Raw genomic sequence first — 21,624 nt, 5'->3', positions numbered from 1 at the left:
TCGAAGTACAACCGCCTACCAATCTATGACGGCCACTCCCAACACGAAACAAACGGTCCTTGACTCCTTACATGAGTCTCACCGGGAGTGGCCATACTCGGAAGCCCACGACACGGTCAACGAAGATCCATGGCCGCTCGCGTGGGATGCCGCCGCATTCATCGAAGAATGGTTCGCACACCCAGACCACAACGACGTAGAAGAAGCGATCTGTTTCGTCGAGCTCGTCCCATCGAAATTCGGGTATGACGTGGCTGACTGGCATTTCAAACAGCCACCAGCATCGCTGCTGAAAGCACATCTGCTCCGTATCGTCAAAGGATGGAGCGGCGAGACTGCCCTTCACGACTATCTTGATGATAACCCTGAGCTGGTTGCTGAACTCGGGTTCGAGGATGGGATCGCATCGAAAACCACGCTCTGACGAGTATGGAATGAAGATCGTCTCTCAAACGAACACAAACAGGTCGTGCGGACTATCGGGCAGGTGCTGGTTGATGTCGCACGCGAACACGACGTGCCCGCGCCGGACGAGGTCTTCCACCCTGATCCGAGCGTTGATACACCTGACGGTGTCGAACAGGATGATTCAACAGTTCGAGACCGGACGATTGCGAAAACACGGGAAATATGGCAGCAAGCCAAGCCGATGGTGACGGAGAACTATGAGCTCCCGCGTGGCAAGAACACAGAGGTTCACGACAACGCATTCCTCGAAGTGCACGCGTTCATAGATTCACGCGAAGAGATGTACGCGGAGAACGGTACGTGGAATTTCGCGGCAGAGACAACGCGTGATCGCGTTCAGACGGGCAGTACTCACCGCCACCATTTACAGAAGATCGGGCCGGATGCCGCTCGGAAAATGCATCGTGACACGACACGTGAGTTGTTCGAGCGGGCTCGACGTGACTCGGAACTCGTTGACGGTGTCCTCGTGAGCATTGACATCACGAAGTCGAACCCGTACCGAACGAAGCGGAAAATCGAGTCTGACGAGGACGGGAACGTGACGAACACGTGGTTGCTCGGGTACAAGAACGATGGTGAAGACGAGTCTGCGGAGTTCTACTTTCAGTGGGCGAGCATCCAAATTGTCGGATTAGATATTCCACTCGTATTGGATGCGATTCCCGTGCATCGTGGGCTTTCACGTGTCGCTATCGTTGACCAGCTCTTGGAGACTGCGACAGACATGGTAGATGTCGAGTTGCTGATGATGGATCGGGAGTTTGCCCACGATCCGGTGAAAGAGGTTTGTGAGGATCACGGTGTGTGGTATTTGAATCCGGGCATTATGCGGACGAGTGAGCGGGCGACGTGTACGCGTCTTCGCCGCCAAGGGAAGCTCGTCCACATCGAGAGTGATGAGGCCAGTACCGATGACGCTGACGTGGGAACAACGCTTGGTGACTTCACAGCTGACGAGACAACTGACGAAGATGACGATGATGAGGTTGAACGGAAGCGTGTGTATGTGCCAGCAATGAATGCTGAGCGGACGAATGATGGAATAGAGGATGACGAGAGCGACGAAGCGGATGAGGAGTCAGATGGAGAGGATGTGCTTCGTCAGGAGTTACTCCGTGATTTCGCAGAAGCGACTGATGCGGATACAGAAGATGTTGGACAGATGTTCGGTGACGTGATTGAAGAGGTTCGTGAAGAGGAAGACGAACAAGAACTGCCGGGAAGTGAGGAAGACAAGGAGCTGTATATGTTGTTTGAGACGAATCACCCTGATCTCGAACTCCCGGGTGGTGCTGGTGAGGACAGTGACGAGATGTCCGAGATGGAGAAGGTACACATGGTGGCGCGGGTGATCAGGAAGTACAAGCATCGATGGGGGATTGAGAACGGATTCAAGCAGATCAAGAGCTTCCGTGTCCGTACCACGTCGATGGACCACGAGTACCGGTTCTTCAACTTCCTGTACGCGTGTACGATGTACAATGTTTGGCGACTCACCGATCTACTGGTGAAGTTGGAGCTACGGGCTGAGTCCGAGTTCCGATATGAACCACTCGTGACGGCAGATCTATTCCTGACGATTGCGAAGGATTACGTCGGGTTAGATCCCCCTGACTGACGTTTTCGTTTCCGGGTTTCCCGCTCGTGAGTGGCGACACTGCTGTGTAGTCCCTGTTTTCCGGGTTTTCTTCTCTGCACTACCGACTGGTAGTGGCGAGATTCTATCAGATATAATTTCACCCAATAAATGATGTTAGAAAATGCTGTATTGGACGTTTTTCTCTCTGTCTCGTGAAATTGCTGATCGTCAGCACGCCACATTTAGTATAGCACTATCCAATTTATAAGGTGGGTTGGTACCCTCGTTCACGAAGAACGCTCCCTCGAGTTCGGTCGTATCAGTCGCCCCGGCCCTCCAATCGTGGTGTAACTCGCGAGAGGACGGCGAGCCATCTCGAGTGGAGTACACACGACTGCAGCCGGACGAACGTCTCGGAATCGGCCGCCGGTCAATCGACTTGCCCCGCGAGTTGCGCTCGGTCGCCCCCTCCAACCCGCAAAATGCTCGAAGCACTCGAACGACTCCGGAAGCCGGAACGGCCCTTGCTGTTTGCGAGAGTCACAGCTCTATTCGTCTTCTCGGAGCCGGATCGAGACTCGAGCGACCCGGTGGTCGTCCGCCGGTAGAACTCGTGCTAACCCAATGGGGTATTCACCGTTACATGTTTCATACGCGCGTGAGTCGTGGACTCGAACCCAAGCAGCTGGTCGAAATCGGTAGCCGGTCTCGGATCTCGACGCTTCTCGATACCCGTTCGAACGCCTCGGCTCCGGGGGTTCGAGGGGTGTGTTGGGCACTCCGCTGTCGCCTATCAAGGCAGACGACTCGAATCAGGGCGACACGATGCTCCATTTTCGGCGCGGGAGTTTCGGCTCGGTCGGGGTACCGGTACTGATCGCTGTGATGGATTCGCGAGCGCCGGCTCCCGTCGGTTCCGACTCGAGAAATCTCTCTCATCCGGGTTCGGTCGCGGAGTCGTCGCTCGCGAGCCTCCCCACCGATGTCGACGGAGCCCCATCGTCGCGTCTCCGTTCTCCCAACCCCGCTACGAACAGCGTCCTCGAGGCTGCGTTCGCCGAACGCCAGTTCGATCGCCTTGCGAAACCCAGCGGTCTCGGGTCGAACTTCGATCCGAATCGGGCCGAATACCGGATGATAAATCTCATATCGCGATACAGAATTACTTTCGGAACTTTCGGAAGCGGGACGCCACCGTTTACAACGGTCGACGGCGAACAGAGCGGCTGTGATCGTCGACGACCGGGTCCTGCGCGAGGATTTCGTGCCCAGCGAAGTGGTCCACCGCCACGACGAGGTGAACCTCCTCTCGGAATCCCTCGAGCCGCTGCTGTACGGCCGGCGAGCTGACCCGGCCTTCTGCTTCGGACCGACGGGCGTCGGAAAGACCTGCATCGCCCGCTACACGCTCGCCCAGCTCCGCGAACAGGAGCCCGGGGTCGAGGTCGCCTACGTCAACTGCTGGCAGGAGTACACCCGGTTTCGGGTCCTCTACAGCGTTCTCGAGGCCGTCGGGCGAACGTTCGACATCCATCGATCGACGCCGAAGGACGAACTGTTCGGCCGACTGCGCGAGACTGACGACCGCCCGGTCGTCGTTATTCTGGACGAGGTCGACCAGTTGGAGGAGACCGCGGCGCTGTACGATCTCCACCGGCTGGGACACGTCTCGCTCGTGTTGATCGCCAACCGCGAGGAGGAGCTGTTCGCGAGCTTCGACGATCGGGTTCGGTCGCGGCTCCGTGCCGGGACCCGCGTTCGGTTCGATCGCTACGGCACCGACGAACTCGCGGCTATTCTCGCGGAACGCGCGGACAAAGCGCTCGAGCCGGGATGCGTGAGCGACGAGCAGTTGGGGACGATCGCCGACGCCGCGTCGGGGGACGCCAGGGTCGGGATCGGGATCCTGCGGTCGGCCGCCCGGCGAGCGGCCCAGCAGGGCCGCGAGCGCGTGACCGACGACGTACTCGAGTCGGCGATTCCGGACGCGCGGACGGCGATCCGGCGAAAGACCGTCGAGGGGTTGATCGAACACCAGCGGGTGCTGTACGATATCGTCGCGGAGGTCGGCGAGATCGAACCCGGCGACCTCTACGACGAGTACGAGCGGCGGGTCGACGACCCGAAGACGAACCGGACGCTACGGAATTACCTGACGAAGATGGTCCACTACGACCTGATCGAGGCGGTCGGCGAACGCCGCGGACGGACCTACCGGATCATTGACGATGACGCGGTCGACCGCGAGTGAGAACTCTCGACGACTGCGTTCAGTAGCGTGTTGGTTCTCACGGAACCCGGTCTGTACTCGAACAGCGCCCACGAAGTGTATGGTGGTGGTTGGGCTTCGACCGACGCTCCGCAGGCACTCCTCTCACCCACGCTACCGGTAAAGAGTATAGTGACGAAAACAACACAGCGTCGCCGAACCGACAACCGTTTCGGAAATCGGAATCGTCTCCGATTGACGTTACACCGCTCGAAACGGTACGCTCGGACCGGCTAACCGATTCCTACTCGCTTTCGGAATTACGGAAACGGTGCTCCGTCGCTTATCCGCCTCTCGCTCGAGTCTCCATCCATGGACACTCACACGTCCGCGTTCGGACTCGAGTTCGAGCCGGGACTAACGCTGCTCGAGGTGCCGTCAGCCAGATCGACGATCCTCCACCGACTCGTCGGCGCTCGACTGACCGAAGCCGCGACCGAGCGCAACGCCGAGACGAACGCCACGGCGTACTGGATCGACGCTCGGAACACGGCCGCGACGCAGGTGCTCTACGACTGCGTCCCGAGCGACCGAACGCTCGAGTCCTTGCGGATCGCTCGGGCGTTTACGGCCTACCAGCACCACTCGCTGGTTCGGCGGGTTACCCGTCGAGCGGGGCCGGAGACGGAGCTGATCGTCGCGCCGAACGTCGCCAGTCTCTATCACGACGCCGACCTGCCCGACTGGGAGCGCGACGACCTGCTCGCGGCCGCCCTCGAGACGCTCGCCGAACTGGGCCGCGTGCTCGACTGCCCGGTAGTAGCGACGAGCGCCGATGACGACCGTGCAGCGACGATTTCGGCGTACGCAGCAACGACTCTCGAGTGCGTTCGCACGCGTGAGGGGATTCGACTCGTGCGCTCGGGCGAGGAACCGACGGACGACGACGGCGAAATGGGAACCGCAATCGACGACACGGCGGGCTACTGGCACGGAACCCACTGGCAGACGACGATCCCCTACTGGGTCGATCTCTACGGCGCCGTCGCGGAGGGACAGTCGGTCGTCGAGGCCCACGACCGTGGGATCCTCGAGGTGACGCCCTGATGGGCCGAACGAATCCGACCTACCGCGACGCGCTTCGGGGACTCGAGTCCGAGTGGAAACCGATGCGTCGCGCGCTCCGTCGGGAGTACCAGGCCGACTTCGATCGGCTGTTCGACCGGGGCCGCACGTTCGCGGATGCGGCGGGCTACGCGAACCCGACGGATCCCGAGCGGGCGCTGTTGCTGTCGCTGGCGTTGGCCCACGAGGTCGAGTTGCGGCGGCTTCGGGCCGAACTCGAGGAACTCGAGGAACGCGAGCAGCGCGACGACCGGGCAGCACCCGAGGCGAGAGACGATCGGACAGCACCCGAGGGGAGAGACGGACGGACGGCGGACGGGGGTGACGACTCCGAATGAGCCGACCGGATCCGTACGCGTTCGAGTTCGAAGACGGCACCGTCCGGGAGTGGAGACTGACCGATTCAGGTGCCGAGCCGACGTTCGTCGAGGACTACACGCCCTCGCTGTTCGTCTCGGGACCGGACGACGCGCTCGCGGACCTTCGGGTGCGCCTCGAGTCCGATCCCAAGGCCGTCGAGACGCGACTCGAGCGGTGGGCGACGGACCTCCACGAGGCCCACGTCGGCGAGCGAAGCGAGTTGCTGCGGATCGACTGCGAGCGCGTCGACGACGTTCGCCAACTCGCCCGCGAGATCCGCGGCATCCACGAGTCGGGCACCCACGCACCGGGTACGTTCCGGCTGTTCGACGTCGATCTCGAGCCCGGCTTTCGGTACTGTCTCGACCGCGGCACCGACCCCACGCCGACGCGGGAGTTGCGGACGCTCCGGCTCGAACTCGAGGATCACGAGCTGGCCGACGGTGACGTTTCCGGGCTCCGAATCGAGGGTGAGCCGGCCGCTGGTACGGACGGCGATGATCCGCGATCGGTACTCGAGACGCTCCGAGACCGCCTCGAGCGCGAGGACCCGGACGTGCTCGTCGTCAGCCACGGCGAGCTGATTCCGTTGCTTTCCGAACGTGCGACGAAACTGGGGTTCGGGGACGACGCCTTCCACCTCGGCCGAGCGCCGGGGTGGACGCAGTTGGCGGGCGAGAACACCTACGAGAGCTACGGCCGGGTCGGTCACTCGCCGGCGCGGTATCGGATTCCGGGCCGGGCGATCGTCGACGCCTCGAACAGCTTCCTCTGGAACCAGTCGGGACTGGCGGGGCTCGAGTATATGGTCGAGCAAACGGGCCGTCCCCTGCAGGAGGCCGCCTGGGGGAGTATCGGCACGCTGTTGACCTCGCGCCAGATTCGGCTCGCTCGCGGCGAGTGGGCTGTCCTCGCGCCCCAGAACAAGTGGGAGCCCGAACGGTTCTCGGACGTGCAGACGTTGCATACGGCAGATCGCGGGGGCTTTGCGTTCGAACCCGAAGTCGGCTTCCACGAGGACGTCCGCGAAATCGACTTCGCGTCGCTCTACCCGCGAATCATCTGCGAGCACGGAATCAGCCCGGAGACGGTCGACTGCGCCCACGACGCGGGCGATTTCGTCCACGACAGCCACCGCGTGCCGGAGCTCGGATACGAGGTCTGCGAGGCCGTCCCCGACGCCGTCGACGACGACACGGCCTTTCTCCCCGCCGTCCTCGAGCCCCTGCTTTCGGACCGTGCGGCGATCAAGGACCGACTCGCCGACGATCCCGCCGAACCGGAGGCCAGCCGTCTCCGGGCCGAATCGGGCGCGATCAAGTGGGTGCTCGTCTCCTGTTTCGGCTACCAGGGCTATCGAAACGCCAAGTACGGTCGAATCGAGTGCCACGAGGCTATCAACGCCTACGCCCGCGACGTCGCGCTGACGGCCAAACGCCGACTCGAGGACGCGGGCTGGCGGATCGTCCACGGGATCGTCGACAGTCTCTGGGTGACGCCGCGCGAGGGTGTCGAGCCGGAGCCGATCGAGGCCGTCATCGACGAAATCTCCGCGGAGGTCGGAATCCCGCTCGAGCACGACGGCAGCTACGAGTGGGTCTGTTTCGTCCCGCTGCGCGATTCGATTCCGGATGGGGAAAATGAGGGGACCGAGGCGTTCGAATCCGGATCGGCGGGGGCGCTTACGAAGTACTTCGGCAAGCGAGAGGCCGGCGCGTACAAGTTCCGCGGCATCGAGCTCCGCCAGCGGAGCACCCCGGCGTTCGTCGCCGAGAGCCAGCGCGCGTTCGTCGAGACGCTCGACCGCGAGCGCGATCCGGAAGCCGTCTGTGACGTCCTCGAGCGTCGGCTCGGCTCGCTTCGACGCGGCGACGTCGATCCGAGCGCCCTCGAGATCACGACTCGGGTGTCGAAGCCGCTGCCGGCGTACCGAAAACGGACGCGGACCGTGGCGGCGCTCGAGCGATACGAGCGCCGCGGAATCGACCGCCAGCCCGGCCAGTCGGTCCGGTACGTCGTCGCGGACGACGACGCCCGCGGTCCCGAGCGGGTTCGGCTCCCCTTCGAAGCGGGCGACGAATACGATACCGACTACTATGCGACCCAACTCGTCCGGGCCTGCGAGAGCGTCCTCTCGCCGCTCGGCTGGGACCGGTCGCGGATTCGACGCGCCCTACGCGACGGCCGGCTTCTGGAACTGTCCGCCTTCGTCGACTAACCGAGACGGCTCTGTGGGTCCGGCCATCGGTTCCGTTGCAGCCGTCGCTGCTCGAGACCATCCTGGATCGATGACTTTGATGGCAGACGATGAGTTTGAGCACTACATTTATACACGTCAGCCGACTTGTGCATGGCAATCGATTATGGCAACCTCCGACCCGCCGACAGGGACAGTTCAATCGCGTATTCGGCAACAGGAGGTCGTCGCTGAACTCGGGAAACGAGCGCTCGAGTCGTCCGATCTCGACCGGTTTCTCGCAGACGGCGCCGCCGCCGTCCGGGAGGCGCTCGGGGCGGATTGCTGCGGGATTTTCGAGGTGATCCCCGATAGCGACGCGGTCGCGCTCGGATACGGCGTCGGCTGGCGAGACGGCACGATCGGTTCGGCGACGGTCCCCGCCCGTTCGACCAACTCGGTGGGATGTGCGCTCGAGACCGACGAGGTGGTCGTCGCCACCGACGTCGAGGCGAGCGATCGGTTCTCGACGCCAACGTTGTTCGCCAGCCACGACGTCACGAGCGCCGTTAGCGTCGGTATCGACGCCAACAGGGACGAGGACGCCCCACGACTCGTCCTCAGCGTATATACGACCGAGCGCCGGGAGTTTGCCGACCACGAGCTGTCGTTCGTCCGGAACGTCGCGGACGTCTTCACGTCCGCGATCGAGAACCTGCGGATGCGTCGGGGCCTCGAGACCGGACTCGAGACGACGATCGACCGGTTCACGGACGCGTTCATCGGTGTCGATTCCGATTGGCGAGTCACCTACGTCAACGATCGGGCGCGAGAGCTGACCGACCGCGAGGACGACGAACTGATCGGTTCGACCCTCTGGAAGGCGTTCCCCGCGACCGTCGAATCGGCGTTCGAACGGGAGTACCGCCGGGCGATGGCGACGCAGGAGCCGGCGGTCTTCGAGGAGTACTACCCGCCGCTCGAGACCTGGTTTGAGGTCACCGCCTTCCCCGCCGAGACGGGGCTGTCGATCTCCTTTCGGGACGTCAGCGATCGCGAGGCCACACAGCGAGAACTGCAAGCGAACAACCGCACGCTCCAGCGACTGTACGCGATCACGGCCGATCGCGAGCTGAGTTTCGACGAGAAAACGCGGGAACTGCTCGATCTCGGCCGCGAACGGCTCGGGCTCGAGGTCGGGTTCATGGCAGATATCGACGAGCGTAACGACCGATTCGAGGTCGTCCACTCCAGCGGCGACGACGAGCGGTTACGGCCTGGATCGGTGACGCAGCTATCCGACACCTACTGTCGGCGGACGATCGAGGAAGACGAACTGCTCGTGCTCACCAACGCGCCCGTCGAGGGGTGGGGCGACGATCACGCCTACGAGAAGTGGGAGTTCGACAGCTATCTGGGCGGACAGCTTCGCGTCGACGGTGAACCGTACGGCACGCTGTGTTTCGCCGACGACGCCCCCCGTTCGACCTCGTTTACGCCCGCCGAACGGAGCTTCGTCGAACTGCTCACCCAGTGGCTCAGCTACGAACTCGAGCGCCAGCACCACCAGCGCGAACTCGAGGAGAGCGAACGGCGTTACCGAACGCTGGTCGAACAGTTCCCCAACGGGATCGTGGCGCTGTTCGACGAGGAGCTTCGATACACGCTCGGTGGCGGGCAGATCCTCGAGGAGATCGACATCTCGATCGACGACTTCGTCGGACAGACGATTTACGATCGGTACGACGGCGAGACGTTGGAAACGTTCGAGTCGAACTTTCAGGCCGCACTGTCGGGTGAGCGGACCAGCTTCGAGTACGACATTCACGGCCGCGAGTGGCTCGCCCACACGGTGCCGGTCGAAGACGACCGCGGCGAGGTGTTCGCCGGGATGATCATGGTCCAGGACGTCACCGAGCGCAACGAGCAACAGCGGGAACTCCGCGAGCGAGAGGCTCGACTCGAGCGGTTCAAGGCGTACACCGACGACATCTTGGACGCGGTCGACGACGTCTTCTACGTCGTCGGCGAGGACGGCTCGTTCCAGCGCTGGAACGAGACACTGTGTGCCGTGACGGGCTACTCGGATGACGAGGTCGACTCGATGACACCGCTCGACTTCTTCGACGGCGACGACCGGCAACGGGTCGGGAACGCCATCGAGGGGGTGTTCGAAACCGGACACGCTCGCGTCGAAGCCGACGTCGTCACGAAAGAGGGCGAGACGATCCCCTACGAGTTTGCCGCGAGCACGCTCGAGAACCCCGCCGGACAGCCAGTCCTGACCGGGGTCGGTCGCGATATCTCCGACCGACGGGCGGACCAGCGCAGGCTCGAGGAGCTCGTCGACGAACTCGAGGCGTCCAACGAACGGTTAGAGCAGTTCGCCTACGCGGCCAGCCACGACCTCCAGGAGCCGCTGCGGATGGTCGCGAGCTATCTCACGCTCGTCGATCAGCGCTACGCCGACGAGCTCGATTCGGACGCGGAGGAGTTCATCGAGTACGCCGTCGACGGCGCGAGACGGATGCAGGAGATGATCGACGGTCTGCTCGCCTATTCGCGGGTCGACACGCAGGGCGACCCCTTCGAGGTCGTCGACTGCGAGGCCGTCCTCGAGGACGTGCTGACGGACCTCGAGGTGCGGATCGAGGAGACCGACGCCGACATCACGGTGGAGTCGCTTCCCGAGGTGTACGGCGATCCCGGCCAGCTTCGACAGGTGTTCCAGAACCTACTGGACAATGCGATCACATATTCCGGCGATGAGGCCCCACGTATATCCGTGTTCGCCGAGAAGGACGGACAAGAGTGGCGTCTTTCAGTTCGCGATCGGGGGATCGGGATCGACCCGGCCGATACGGAGCGTATCTTCCAGGTGTTCGATCGGCTGCACAGCGTCGAGGAGTACGCTGGAACCGGGATCGGACTCGCACTCTGTCAGCGCATCGTCGAGCGACACGATGGCGACATTCGCGTCGCTTCGACGCCCGGCGAGGGGGCGACGTTTACGACAACGCTTCCGGAACCGCCGGACGCCGACGCGACGGCTGAACCGACGGGCACATCTACCACCAATGAGTAATTCGAGATCATTCAAACCGGAACCGGCACAGATCCTCCTCGTAGAGGACAACCCGGGGGACGTTCGACTGACCGAGGAGGCGTTCAAGCAGGGCCGTATCGAAAACGATCTTCACGTCGTCTCTGACGGGAACGAGGCCCTCGAGTTTCTCTACCAGCGCGGCGAGTACGACGACGCGCCGCGGCCGGATCTCATCCTGCTGGACCTCAACCTGCCCCGAAAGGACGGCGAGGAGGTCCTCGAGGAGCTCAAGGGGGATTCGGAGCTGCGGTCGATTCCAGTAATCGTCCTGACGAGTTCCCGAGCCGAAGAGGACGTCGTCAGATCCTACGAACTCCACGCTAACGCCTACCTCACGAAGCCGGTCGATCCGGACGACTTCATCGAGACCGTCCGCGCCTTCGAGAAGTTCTGGTTCTCGGTCGTTCGATTGCCGCCGGAGGGTGATCAGGCGTGAGCGAGACGAACACGCAGACCGAAACCGACGCCGAGACCGAAACCGAGACGTTGGAGGTCCTCCTGATCGAGGACAATCCCGGCGACGCGCGACTGATCCAGGAGATGCTGCGGGGCACCGAAGAGCTCGCCCAGCGCGTCAGTCCGGACGAATCGGCGGGCCGAACGCCGGAGATCACTCGCGAGACGCGACTCGAGGACGGTCTCGAGACCCTCGAAGGGCTGGACACCGATGTCGTCCTGCTCGACTTGAACCTCCCCGACAGCGAAGGGCTCCAGACGCTCGAGTCGGTCCACGCGGCGACCGCGGAGACGCCGATCGTCGTACTGACCGGCGTCCGCGACCAACAGGTCGGCGTGCAGGCGATCCAACGGGGCGCACAGGACTTCCTCGTCAAAGACGAGGTGACGAGCGAGCTCCTCGTCCGGACGATCCATCACGCGATCGAGCGCGCCCGACAGGAACACGAACGCCAGCGCCAGCGCGAGCAACTCGAGTCGCTCAACCGGCTCAACCGGATCGGTCACGACATCACTCACGCGGTGATCACGACCGAGACCCGAGCGGATCTCGAACAGCGCGTCTGCGACCGACTCGCCGAGTCCGACGCCTACCGATTCGCGTGGATCGGCGGCGTCAACCCGGGCAGCGACGAAGTGGTTCCGAAGGCGGCGGCCGGCGTCGAAGACGGCTACCTCGATTCAGTCGAGATCAGCGTCGACGAGGACGACGAAACCGGACAGGGACCGTCCGGAATGGCTATCCGATCCGGCTCGGTCCAGGTCGCGAACAACGTACCGGACGATCCCTCGTTTGCGCCGTGGCGCGAAGCGGCGCTCGAACGCGGCTACCAGTCCTCGGCCGCGATTCCGATCACCCACGAGGACCTCGTCTACGGCGTGTTGAACGTCTACTCGTCGTCGCCGCGCGCGTTCGAGGGGCCGGAGACGACGATTCTCGCCCGGATCGGCGACGTCGTCGCCCACGCGATCACGGCCATCGAGCGCAAGGACGCGCTCGTCAGCGACGCCGTCATCGAACTCGAGTTCCGCGTCGACGAACTCGCCAAACCGCTGATCCAGCTCTCGACCGAGGATTCCTGTCGGATCGAACTCGAGCAGTTGATCCGGGGCGACGAGACGCTGCTGGCCTACGGCTCGGCCCACGGCGTCGATCAGGAGACGTTCGAGGAGACGATCGCCGAGACCGAGGGGTTCAGCGACGTTCGCTTCCTCGCCGCCAGACGCGACGAGTTCCAGTTCGAACTCGTTGCGCCGGCCGCCGTCTCGCTGTTCGAGACGATCGCGACCCACGGGGGCCGGGTGCAGTCCGCGACGATCGACGACGGCGAGTTCCGCTTCGTCGTCGAACTCTCGCGCGGCCGGGACACCCGCCAGATGATCGAACTCATCAAAGAACAGCGCGACGACGTCACCTACCTCGCCCAGCGCACTAGCGAACGCAGCGAGCGCAGCGAGTCGGGATCGAACTCGGTGCTCGAGGACGATCTCACCGAAAAACAACGTGCGGCCCTCGAGACGGCCTACTTCGCGGGCTACTTCGATTGGCCCCGCGAGAGTACCGGCGAGGAGATCTCGGAGCGACTCGGCATCGCGCCCGCGACCTTCAACCAGCACCTCCGAACGGCCGAACGGAAGTTCTTCGATTCGGTGCTCGGGGAGTGACTCGGGTACTCAGTTAGACGATCCTGCCGGCGAATCGACGGGTTGCCTCGAGGATCGCGCGCGCTCGAGTCGCTGTCGAAAGCGCCCGATAATGTTCTTCGCCAGCACCCGGCCCGAAAAGCCGAGCGTCCGTCGCTGGTCGCGGGCGTAGAACTCGCCGAGGTGATCGTCGGGGACGGTCTCCGGTTCGAATTCGGGATCGCACACGTTCGAAACCCCATCGGCCAGGAGGCGAATTTGAAGCTCCGCCAGCCGATCGAAGACGTCCCAGAGCGTGTAACAGCCGTCGAGCGAGACCTCGTCGTACGCGACGATCTCGCCCCCGTCGATCGATTCGTCGAGTCGCTGGAGCGTCGCGCCGGCACGACTCCGTCCGTCGCGGTAGAGTACTGGGGGACCCATGCCTCGATAGCGCCGGATATCCGCGGGATGGAAGCTCAGGACGCCGTGTTCCGGTGCGGTCAGCACGTCACCGCGGATGAGTCCGAACCCGAAGCGGATCGCGAGGTCGCAGTCGGCGGCGAGTCGCGAGACGACGTCGTCGGGGAGTTCGCTCCAGCCGTCCTCGGTTCGCGGTTCACAGGGGACGAACTCGGCGTCGCCGAGACAGTCGACGTTTTCGAGGGAGTGGCGGTGCCAGAGCCGGTGTTCGTCGCCGAGTGTTCGACCGAGCGTCCGTTCGGCGAGGACGAACGTCCACGCTCGCTCCCGCTGGATGACGTCGGCGAACTGGACGACGTCCTCGAGTTCGATTCGCGCTTTCCTGTTCCACGACTCAGCTTCGTCGTTCGTGTTGCTCGCGTTGGAGACGACCAGCGCCACCGTCACGTCGCACTCCCGCTCGAGCCGTTCGATCGCGCGGACGTGCCACTGATAAAGAAAGGGTTCGGCCAGAATACCGACCGTCACTGACGAGGACATTTGACAATGGATCCACACTTGGGGCTTTAGTTACCAGCACCATGATCGGCGGATATGCAACGGAAAACAGCTCGATAGAACGGATTTATGTTCGAATAATCCGTGATTGGTGCCGTATTCGTTCACGTACTCTTCAACTAGTACGACACCGACCGTGGTCCGCACCCGAAACCGTCAGGGACGTGCCAGCTGAACGCATCGCCGTGACCGACGAACGCCGGTCCGAAGACCACGAGGCCGACGAACCAGTCGGCGATCCGTACGCCCACCACGAGTGCGAACTCTGCGGCGAGATCGTTCCCGCGGCCGTCTATCGCGAACACCTGCTCAAATCGTGTCCTGGCAGGTGATCCCCGAGCGGGGCAGTAGTCGCCGCAGCACCGTTATTTCTCTTCGACGTGGCGAATTTCGGCGGCGATCCCGCGGCTACTTTCGCGCATCTCGCGGCCGAACATCTCCGCGCGACCGATACCGAACGCCTTCGGCCCCTCGACGACGACCTCGTCGCCGACGCGGATCTCCTCGTCGGCGTCGACGATCCCCGGCGCGAGGACGCTTCCGTGCGGAACGAAGCCGTCGATTTCGACTCGCTTCGTCGGCACGTCGCTGTCAACCCACCGTTTCGCCCCCTCGAGGGTGAACGAAAGCGTTCCGTACTGGGGGACCATCGTCGCGAGTTGTGTGTCCTCCTCGTCGCGAACCTGAATCTTCGGGTAGCGACTCGTCGTCTGCATGTCGACGAAGAGGTCGTCGCCCGCGCCGTCGCCGAGCAGGTAGTCCGCGATGGCGCGGACGGTGTTGTGCTCGCGCTCCCGCTTGGAGTACTTCAGTTGGCCCGACAACGCACTCGAGAGGTTCGCAAGCGACTCCTCGTCGGTGGGGTGTCCGCCTTCGGGGACGGTGTAGGTGACCTCGAGACCCAGTTCCTCCTCGACGCGGCCGACGATGTCGCGGTAGCCCTCGTCGGGGACGTGGGCGATGATTTCAGGGTAGTCGTTGCGCTCGAGGTACCGCTGTAAGACGTCGCTCACGAATCGCTTCTCCTCTTCGGACCAGCGGCCCGTGACGACGGTGTCGTAGTGTTGGGCCGGGTAGGTCGTCTCGAGTTCCTGCGGGACGACGCCGATCGGACTCGTCATCGAGACGAGGTGGCCGCGCCACTGGATGGCGTCGTGGAACTGGCGGTGGCTCTGGGACTCGCTGTAGGGTTTCGCCGCTGAGCAGGGCACCAGCACGAGCGGGTTCTTGAACCGGTTTCGGTAGCGCGAGGTCACCCGGTCCGCGTAGCGCTGGATCTCGACGCGCCGGATCGTATCCGAGGTCGACGCGTTGATCTGCGCGTCGCGCAGGATGGGCGTGCGCTCCTCGAGGTAGCCCCACTGCGAGTCGAGTTCGCGCATTGCAGCGGTGAGCCACTGATTCTGGCGGGCCTGTCCCTCGACGTAATCTCGGAGCCGGCCGTCCCGAATGCGACGGCGGACGATGCCGAGTTCCGCCCTGAGGGCGTTGGCGTTGTGCTCGGCGCAGTCCTCGCGGGTGAACTCCTCGCGAGGCTGCTGGCAGGCCGGACACGAGCAGGGGAGTTCCGCTAAGTCCTCGAGGAAGTACGCCTCGTCGGTCGTGAGGTACCGCCCTTCGGTTCCCTTCACGACGGCCGCGGTCTCGTCGAAGAGGTCGACGCCGGCGTAGGCGAGCACGGCGACGTTGCGCGGCGTGGCGACGCCGGAGAAGTACAGCGCGGTGTCTGCCGGGATCGCCTCGCGAACGGTCACGACGGCCTCGACGAGCGCCGCACCGTGGCCCGTGATCGACTGGACGTCGGAGACGGCGTAGGCGTCAGTTCCCTGGTCCGTCGCGCTCTCGCTCGAGACGACGGCGACGCTCGGATAGTCGACGTCGGGCGAGTCGACGGCGAACGAATCCTGGACTTCCGCGGCGGTGCCCCCGGGGAACGCCCGGTGGGGGAGGACGGTCAGCGTCGACTCGTCGCCCTCGGGGACGGCCCGGTCGGCGCTCCAGAGCGATCCCGCGTCCTCGAGGACGTGGTCGACGAGCGCTGGGGTCGTCACGGGCGACTCGAGGCGGAGTTCGCCCACGCGAGCGGCCCCGTCGCGCTCGTGGACTTCGAAGTAATCGGTCATACCTGAACCTGCGAGCGGGAGGGTGAAAGAGGCTGTCGGTCGCGGTTCGTCCCGTTCGTTCGAGTACGCGTTCCGAACGACGGCGCAGGTGGTCCGAGCGACCGGCGGACCGAGCGTGCGAGCCGAATCGGTGGTTCGGTGCCGTTATCCAGTCGCCGGCGAAAGCGAGGCGTATGGTCCTCGAGGTGTCGGACTCGCTGCTGGGCGTGCTGTTGGCGAGCGTCGCCGCCGCGGGCTTTGCGGGGCAGTTTCTCTTCGCACGGCTCGGGACGGAGTCCGGCGAGGTCACCGACGGAGTGCTCATCGTCTTAGGCTGTAACATCGCACTGCTCACGCCGCCGGTACTGGTGCTGTACTCGCCGCCCTACGTCGATCTGTTCACGCCCTACTCGGTCGTCTCGTTCGGCGCGGCCGGCCTCGCAGGGATGTTCGTCGCCCGCTTACTGACGTTCAAGAGCATTCAGGCCATCGGCGCGAACCTCACCTCGCCCGTGATCGCCTCGAACGTCTTCTTCGCGACGGTGTTCGCCGTGGTCTTCCTCGAGGAGCGACTGACGGCCGTCCACTTCGCGGGAATCGTGCTGATCGTCGCGGGCATCGCCGTCGTCTCGTGGGAAACCGCGGCGGCCACGGGCCCCGAGCAGTCGATCCGGGAGACCGGCGCGACGCTCGTCGTCCCGCTGGTCGCCGCCGCCTGCATCGGAATCGAGCCGATTTTCATCTCGATGGGGCTCGCCGCGGGGACGCCGACGCTACCCGGAATCGTGGTCATGGCGGGCGTCGCGACGGTCGGCTTCGTCGGCTACCTCCGCTTGACCGACTCCTTGCGGCGGGTTCCGATCCGCGCCGCCTCTACCGGCTGGTTCGTCGCGGGCGGCGTCTCGACGACCGTCGGCTTCGTCGCCTACTTCGCGGCCCTCGAGATCGCCCCCGTGGTCGTCGTCATGCCCTTACTACAGCTGACGCCGCTGCTCGTGGTGGTTCTCTCGGTTCTGTTCCTGCCGCGGCGACTCGAGCGCGTCACCTGGCCGGTCGTCGTCGCGGCGCTGGTCGTCGTGGTCGGCGCGACGCTCGTCTCGCTGTCGGGCTGAGACGGGGGAAAGTATCCGCTAAAAGTGGGTCACATCGCGTCGTCGGTCAGGCTCGAGCGACGAACGTCGCCGTCGCGGAGGTGTGGCCGCGGTTGAACGAGAGGATCTTGATCTCGAGGACGTCGCCGACCGTGACGTCGTTCGGGAGGTCCTCGACGAAGACGACGAACCCTTCGATCTTGCAGACGGCCTGTCGCTCGCCGGAGTGGTGTTCGGAGAACTCCTGGACGCCGACCTCTCGGACGTCACCGATATCGACCGGGGGCTCGCGCTGCTGGGCGTCCTTGTGGCGTTCGTACGACTCCCGTTGCGCTGTCGACTGACTCCCGCCCCGGAACCGCCTGACCAGCCACGAGCCGAACAGCACGACGACGATCAGACCGAGCACGAGCGACGTAACCCCGAGCATACGCGAACCAGACGCCGCCGACACCTTTGCTGTTCTGATGTTCGGTCGATCGGTACCGACGGGCGATCGTCGTCTCGGGCCGACGTAGCCGCCTCGGCAGGCGACGTTCGCGACATCGCTGTGACGCTCGTTCGGCCAGCCGAGATCGTCGCAACGGCAATTTAGAACGGATGAATGTCCAGATACAACTCCTTACTGGCCACGATTGTTTGAAGTGCGGAACTATCCCTCGAATAATTCAGTCAGTGTCGCCGTACCGACGCTACCCTTTTATCCGCCCGCCCGTTGGAGTACGGCGTGAACAACACATTCATCGGTTCCACTGACAACGGGTTCGACGAGTCCGTGAGTATCGCCGTCGTCACCGCGGTTTCGACGCAACGCGGCGTCTCGCCGACCGAACTCCCGCCGCTGTACGAGTGGATCGATCCCGATGCACTGGACGCGCTGTTCAAGCCGACGCGACGCGGCGGCCCGCGACGTGGCGAACTCGAGTTCACCTACGATGGTCACGACATCGCAATCGAGTGCGGCGACGGTCTCGAGATCACGGTCGACGGAACGCCGGTGGCGGAACCGATGGCTGCCCAGACGTCGGGCCGACAGGCGACCCGATAACCGACGGCCGAATCGGACCGTCACGTCCAGCGCTGTGCCCGCGAACTCGTGTCAGTTGGCGGCTTGACCGATTTTCCTCTTCGATTCCATCCGTTAGCGACGCGCAGGCGGCTACTCTCGATTCAGATCGACGACATCGACGGCGTCCGTGACTCGCTCGAGGACGCCGTCAGGCCAGCCGCGATGGCCGAGCGTGATGTCGGCGTCCGGATTCGCCGCCGCGAGTCGAGCGACGCCGTCTGCTGCGGCCTCGAGCGCCGCGCGATCCGTTCGGTCGGGAACTTCGGCGGTGAGCGGGTAGCTCTTCGAGAGCGATCGCGGGAACGGGCCGAACGGCGGCTCGACGCGCCAGGAGTCGTCGTACTCGTCGCCGCGCGGGGGACCCCCCTCGGTGACGAGCAGCGTGTCGGGGACGGCGAGTCGCTCGAGGCGCCGGTGGTGGCGCAGGACTTCGGGCCGCCGGGCGCTCTCGGCGGAGGTGTAAAAAAAGGAGCCCTTGGAGACGGGATCGCTCCGCTCGAGTTGAGCGGCGTGATCGAGCAGGGTGCGGTAGCCGTCGAGCATCGTCGGGTGGGCGCGAGCGCGCTGCTCGACGAGTTCGAGCAGGTTGCCGGCGCGGATGGCCTGCTTGATCCGGCGGATCTCCTCGAAGGTGACGTGGAGGTTGTGCGCGCCGAGTTCGGACTCACGCTCGTCGTCGGGGAGCGCGCGGAGGTCGTCGGGCGAGTGTTCGGTACAGACGGGACACGAACAGGGTAGGTAGTCGAGGTCGTCGAGGTGACGAGTGCCTCGAACCGTGAGGTAGCGGTCGTCGCGGGCGTACAGCGCGTAGGCGGCGGAGTCGAACAGGTCACAGCCCATCGCGGCCGCGAGTGCGAACATCATGGGGTGGCCGGCGCCGAAGAGGTGAACCGGCGCGTCGGCACCCAGGCCGCGCTTGGCGGCGGCAACGACGTCGATCATGTCGTCGTAGCGGTAGTCGTTCATCAGCGGAACGACCGCGCCGACGGGGAAGACGTCGAGCGAGGTGGAATCGGCGTGGCGACCGGCTGCCTCGCGGAGGTCCGGATACGTCGAGCCCTGGACCGGCGCCGACACGAGCATGTCGCCGGTCTCGACGCCTTCGGCGATCTCGAGGCGTTCCTGGGTCGTCTCGAGTTCGGTCTCGGCGCGCTCGCGATCGACGTCCGGCGGGGTCGGGATGTCGACGGGCGTGGCGATGTCGGAGCCGATCTCGCGCTGGAACTCGAGGATCTCTTCGGTCGTCACGCCGATGTCGCCGTACTCGGAGAGCTGAAAGGAGCCCGAGTCGGTCATGATCGCGCCGGGGAACTCGAGTAAGTCGTGGAGGCCGTCCTCGAGGGCTCGCTCGCGGACGTGCTCGGTCTCGTGGATGATATACGAGTTCGTGATGAGAATTTCGGCCCCGAACTCCGTGGCGAGTCGACGGGGGGCGATCGTATCCAGATTCGGATTGATCACCGGCAAGAGCGCCGGTGTCTCGACGGTGACGTCTGCTCTCGGGACGGTGAGTTCGCCGATCCGCCCGGCGGCGTCGGTGTCCCGGACTTCGAAGCACTCGCGCATTGGTCGGCTGTTGGACCGTCCGACGTAAGTCATGACGGTTTTCGACGGCCGGCTGTCGGGGAACTGCAATTCGATCGTCCCCTGACATACGAACGGACAGGGAGAAGGCGTCTCACGGTCGGTTACGATAAGATGGTGGCGAGCGCAGGCACAAGGGAAATCTCTCAGCAACCGGTAGCCAGACCCGCATCAATACTGTCCTTTCAGACGACAGGATGAACCACGGATTAGGGACTGTTGCACGGTTTCAAACTGTGACTTTACCCGAGACAATCTCGTAACAGTCGCCTCGTTTTAGCCGTTATCCGCCAGTAGCATCGAGTGCATGGATTCACGATCGCAGAAACTCGGTGTAGTGTTCGTCGCGCTGATGGTCGCCCTTTCAGGGGGCCCCGCCCTCGCGGGCGCAACATCAGGAGCGACCGACGACGGCGCAGAAATGAGTGTAACGCTTCAGGATACTGAGGTCGAAACGCTCGAACTCGACAACGTTACCATCGAGAATGCGACGATCGAAGAGCTGAACGTCGAGGAACTCGACGCTGACACGCAAGCGCTCGAGGACGAACTCGACGAAGCTGACGACGACGCGGCTGACGACGAAGACAACGACACTGACGAGGCAGCGACCGATGCTGCAATTCAGGACGATGACGACGCCGCGGCTGACGACGACGAAGCGGATGACGTCGGCGTCGACGACGCTGACGAGGAAGCAGTGACGATCTCGGACATCGAGATCGAACACCTCGAACTCGAGGACGTCTCCATCGAGGACCTCGAAGTCGGTGAGGACGAGGAACTCGAGGACGCTGACGCGGACGACGAGGATGACGCCCTCGACGACGACGCTGACGAGACGGAAACGAACGCCCTCGTTCAGGATGACGCGGACGACGAGATGGACGAGGACGATGACGTCGGCGTCGACGACGAAGACGAGATGGACGATGAGGCCGACGACGAACTCGACTTCATCGACGAGGACGCTGACGAGGTCACCGTCGAAGAACTCACCATCGAAACCATGGACGTCGAAACGCTGACCATCGACGAGCTGACCGTCGGTGAGGACGCTGACGATGCCATGGACGAAGACGACGAGATGGACGACGCTGATGCTGACGATGCCGACGCTGACGACGAAGACGAGGCAGAAACTAACGCCGCCATCCAGGACGACGATGACGACGATGTCGGCGTCGACGACGACGACGAGATGGACGACGCTGACGACGCGAACGGTGACGAAGTCGAATCTCTCACCATCGAGCAGTTTGACGTTGACGAGATCACCGTTGACTCGATGACGGTCGAGACGGTCGAGGAAGCTGACGACGAGGAGGCAGACGATGAGGCTGACGACGCCGAAGCTGACGATGAGGACAACGAGACAGCGACCGACGCTGCAATCCAGGACGACGATGACGACGACGTCGGCCTCGACGACGAAGATGACGAGGCTGATGACGACGCACTCGACGAGGACGACGACGCTGACGAGGAGACCATCGCACACGTCTCCGCATCCACGGTCGACGTCGGTGACGCAACCGCCGAGACCCTGACGCTCGGCGACGCTGCCGACCTCGAGGACATCGATGACGAGGAAGCCGATGACGACGAGATGGACGACGCTGACGACGAAGGCGATGAGAACGACGAAGAGGAGGATGACAACGGAATCCTCGGCGTCCTGAACTGATCGAC

Annotated in this window: 17 protein-coding genes; 13 read left to right on the top strand and 4 right to left on the bottom strand. The window is 63.8% G+C overall.

Annotated features, from left to right (window positions below; translation table 11 throughout):
• The first annotated feature begins 25 nt into the window (after positions 1 to 25).
• The 9 genes from ACSFDB_RS05260 to ACSFDB_RS05220 all read left to right on the top strand — a co-directional run bounded on the left by ACSFDB_RS05260 (position 26) and on the right by ACSFDB_RS05220 (position 13,147).
• Positions 26 to 424 carry a hypothetical protein gene (locus tag ACSFDB_RS05260; RefSeq protein ID WP_440769960.1) on the top strand — a complete coding sequence of 133 codons (399 nt, stop codon included), beginning with the start codon at positions 26 to 28 and terminating at the stop codon, positions 422 to 424.
• A 63-nt stretch (positions 425 to 487) separates the two neighbouring features.
• Positions 488 to 2,089, top strand: a complete 1,602-nt coding sequence (locus tag ACSFDB_RS05255) for a transposase (protein WP_440769959.1) — start codon at positions 488 to 490, stop codon at positions 2,087 to 2,089.
• A 1,189-nt stretch (positions 2,090 to 3,278) separates the two neighbouring features.
• Positions 3,279 to 4,301, top strand: coding sequence for a Cdc6/Cdc18 family protein (locus ACSFDB_RS05250; RefSeq protein ID WP_440769958.1), 1,023 nt, complete (start codon positions 3,279 to 3,281; stop codon positions 4,299 to 4,301).
• A gap of 330 nt (positions 4,302 to 4,631) precedes the next feature.
• Positions 4,632 to 5,366, top strand: a complete 735-nt coding sequence (locus tag ACSFDB_RS05245) for a hypothetical protein (RefSeq protein WP_440769957.1) — start codon at positions 4,632 to 4,634, stop codon at positions 5,364 to 5,366.
• Positions 5,366 to 5,722: a DUF8156 family protein gene (locus ACSFDB_RS05240; protein WP_440769956.1), complete on the top strand. Its 357-nt coding sequence runs from the start codon at positions 5,366 to 5,368 to the stop codon at positions 5,720 to 5,722. Before ACSFDB_RS05245 ends, ACSFDB_RS05240 begins: the two co-directional genes overlap by 1 nt.
• A complete protein-coding gene (locus tag ACSFDB_RS05235; protein ID WP_440769955.1) occupies positions 5,719 to 7,962 on the top strand; it encodes a type B DNA-directed DNA polymerase in 2,244 nt (747 codons plus the stop codon). Before ACSFDB_RS05240 ends, ACSFDB_RS05235 begins: the two co-directional genes overlap by 4 nt.
• A 145-nt stretch (positions 7,963 to 8,107) precedes the next feature.
• Positions 8,108 to 11,005, top strand: coding sequence for a PAS domain-containing protein (locus ACSFDB_RS05230; RefSeq protein ID WP_440769954.1), 2,898 nt, complete (start codon positions 8,108 to 8,110; stop codon positions 11,003 to 11,005).
• Positions 10,998 to 11,462 (top strand): response regulator, encoded by a 465-nt coding sequence (locus ACSFDB_RS05225; protein ID WP_440769953.1) that lies wholly within the window; start codon positions 10,998 to 11,000, stop codon positions 11,460 to 11,462. The genes ACSFDB_RS05230 and ACSFDB_RS05225 overlap by 8 nt, the downstream gene beginning before the upstream one ends.
• Positions 11,459 to 13,147, top strand: coding sequence for a bacterio-opsin activator domain-containing protein (locus tag ACSFDB_RS05220; protein WP_440769952.1), 1,689 nt, complete (start codon positions 11,459 to 11,461; stop codon positions 13,145 to 13,147). The genes ACSFDB_RS05225 and ACSFDB_RS05220 overlap by 4 nt, the downstream gene beginning before the upstream one ends.
• A 9-nt stretch (positions 13,148 to 13,156) precedes the next feature.
• On the opposite strand, the gene ACSFDB_RS05215 is transcribed toward ACSFDB_RS05220, so the two are convergent.
• Positions 13,157 to 14,068: a formyltransferase family protein gene (locus ACSFDB_RS05215; RefSeq protein ID WP_440769951.1), complete on the bottom strand. Its 912-nt coding sequence runs from the start codon at positions 14,066 to 14,068 to the stop codon at positions 13,157 to 13,159.
• 203 nt (positions 14,069 to 14,271) lie between these two features.
• On the opposite strand from ACSFDB_RS05215, the gene ACSFDB_RS05210 reads away from it, so the two are divergent.
• The gene (locus tag ACSFDB_RS05210) at positions 14,272 to 14,418 is read left to right on the top strand and encodes a hypothetical protein (protein ID WP_440769950.1); all 147 of its coding nucleotides are present in this window, start codon (positions 14,272 to 14,274) and stop codon (positions 14,416 to 14,418) included.
• A 33-nt stretch (positions 14,419 to 14,451) separates the two neighbouring features.
• Here the strand turns inward: ACSFDB_RS05210 and arcS are convergent, their stop codons facing one another.
• Positions 14,452 to 16,209, bottom strand: a complete 1,758-nt coding sequence (gene arcS / locus ACSFDB_RS05205) for an archaeosine synthase subunit alpha (RefSeq protein WP_440769949.1) — start codon at positions 16,207 to 16,209, stop codon at positions 14,452 to 14,454.
• A 173-nt stretch (positions 16,210 to 16,382) separates the two neighbouring features.
• Between arcS and ACSFDB_RS05200 the strand changes: the two genes are divergently transcribed.
• A complete protein-coding gene (locus ACSFDB_RS05200; RefSeq protein WP_440769948.1) occupies positions 16,383 to 17,300 on the top strand; it encodes an EamA family transporter in 918 nt (305 codons plus the stop codon).
• 46 nt (positions 17,301 to 17,346) lie between these two features.
• On the opposite strand, the gene ACSFDB_RS05195 is transcribed toward ACSFDB_RS05200, so the two are convergent.
• Positions 17,347 to 17,709, bottom strand: a complete 363-nt coding sequence (locus tag ACSFDB_RS05195) for a TRAM domain-containing protein (protein WP_440769947.1) — start codon at positions 17,707 to 17,709, stop codon at positions 17,347 to 17,349.
• Between the two features lie 297 nt (positions 17,710 to 18,006).
• Here ACSFDB_RS05195 and ddfA point away from each other — a divergent pair, with 297 nt between their 5' ends.
• Positions 18,007 to 18,327 (top strand): DdfA family disk-determining factor, encoded by a 321-nt coding sequence (ddfA, locus tag ACSFDB_RS05190; protein ID WP_440769946.1) that lies wholly within the window; start codon positions 18,007 to 18,009, stop codon positions 18,325 to 18,327.
• A 111-nt stretch (positions 18,328 to 18,438) separates the two neighbouring features.
• Here ddfA and tgtA read toward each other — a convergent pair whose 3' ends face one another.
• Positions 18,439 to 19,914, bottom strand: coding sequence for a tRNA guanosine(15) transglycosylase TgtA (gene tgtA / locus ACSFDB_RS05185; protein WP_440769945.1), 1,476 nt, complete (start codon positions 19,912 to 19,914; stop codon positions 18,439 to 18,441).
• 325 nt (positions 19,915 to 20,239) lie between these two features.
• On the opposite strand from tgtA, the gene ACSFDB_RS05180 reads away from it, so the two are divergent.
• Positions 20,240 to 21,619: a hypothetical protein gene (locus ACSFDB_RS05180; protein WP_440769944.1), complete on the top strand. Its 1,380-nt coding sequence runs from the start codon at positions 20,240 to 20,242 to the stop codon at positions 21,617 to 21,619.
• Positions 21,620 to 21,624 lie beyond the last annotated feature (5 nt).

This window comes from Natronorubrum amylolyticum (assembly GCF_052040145.1).
Classification (GTDB): domain Archaea; phylum Halobacteriota; class Halobacteria; order Halobacteriales; family Natrialbaceae; genus Natronorubrum.
The sequence above is the reverse complement of the archived record's forward strand: the minus strand, read 5'-3'. Positions and strand labels throughout refer to the sequence as shown.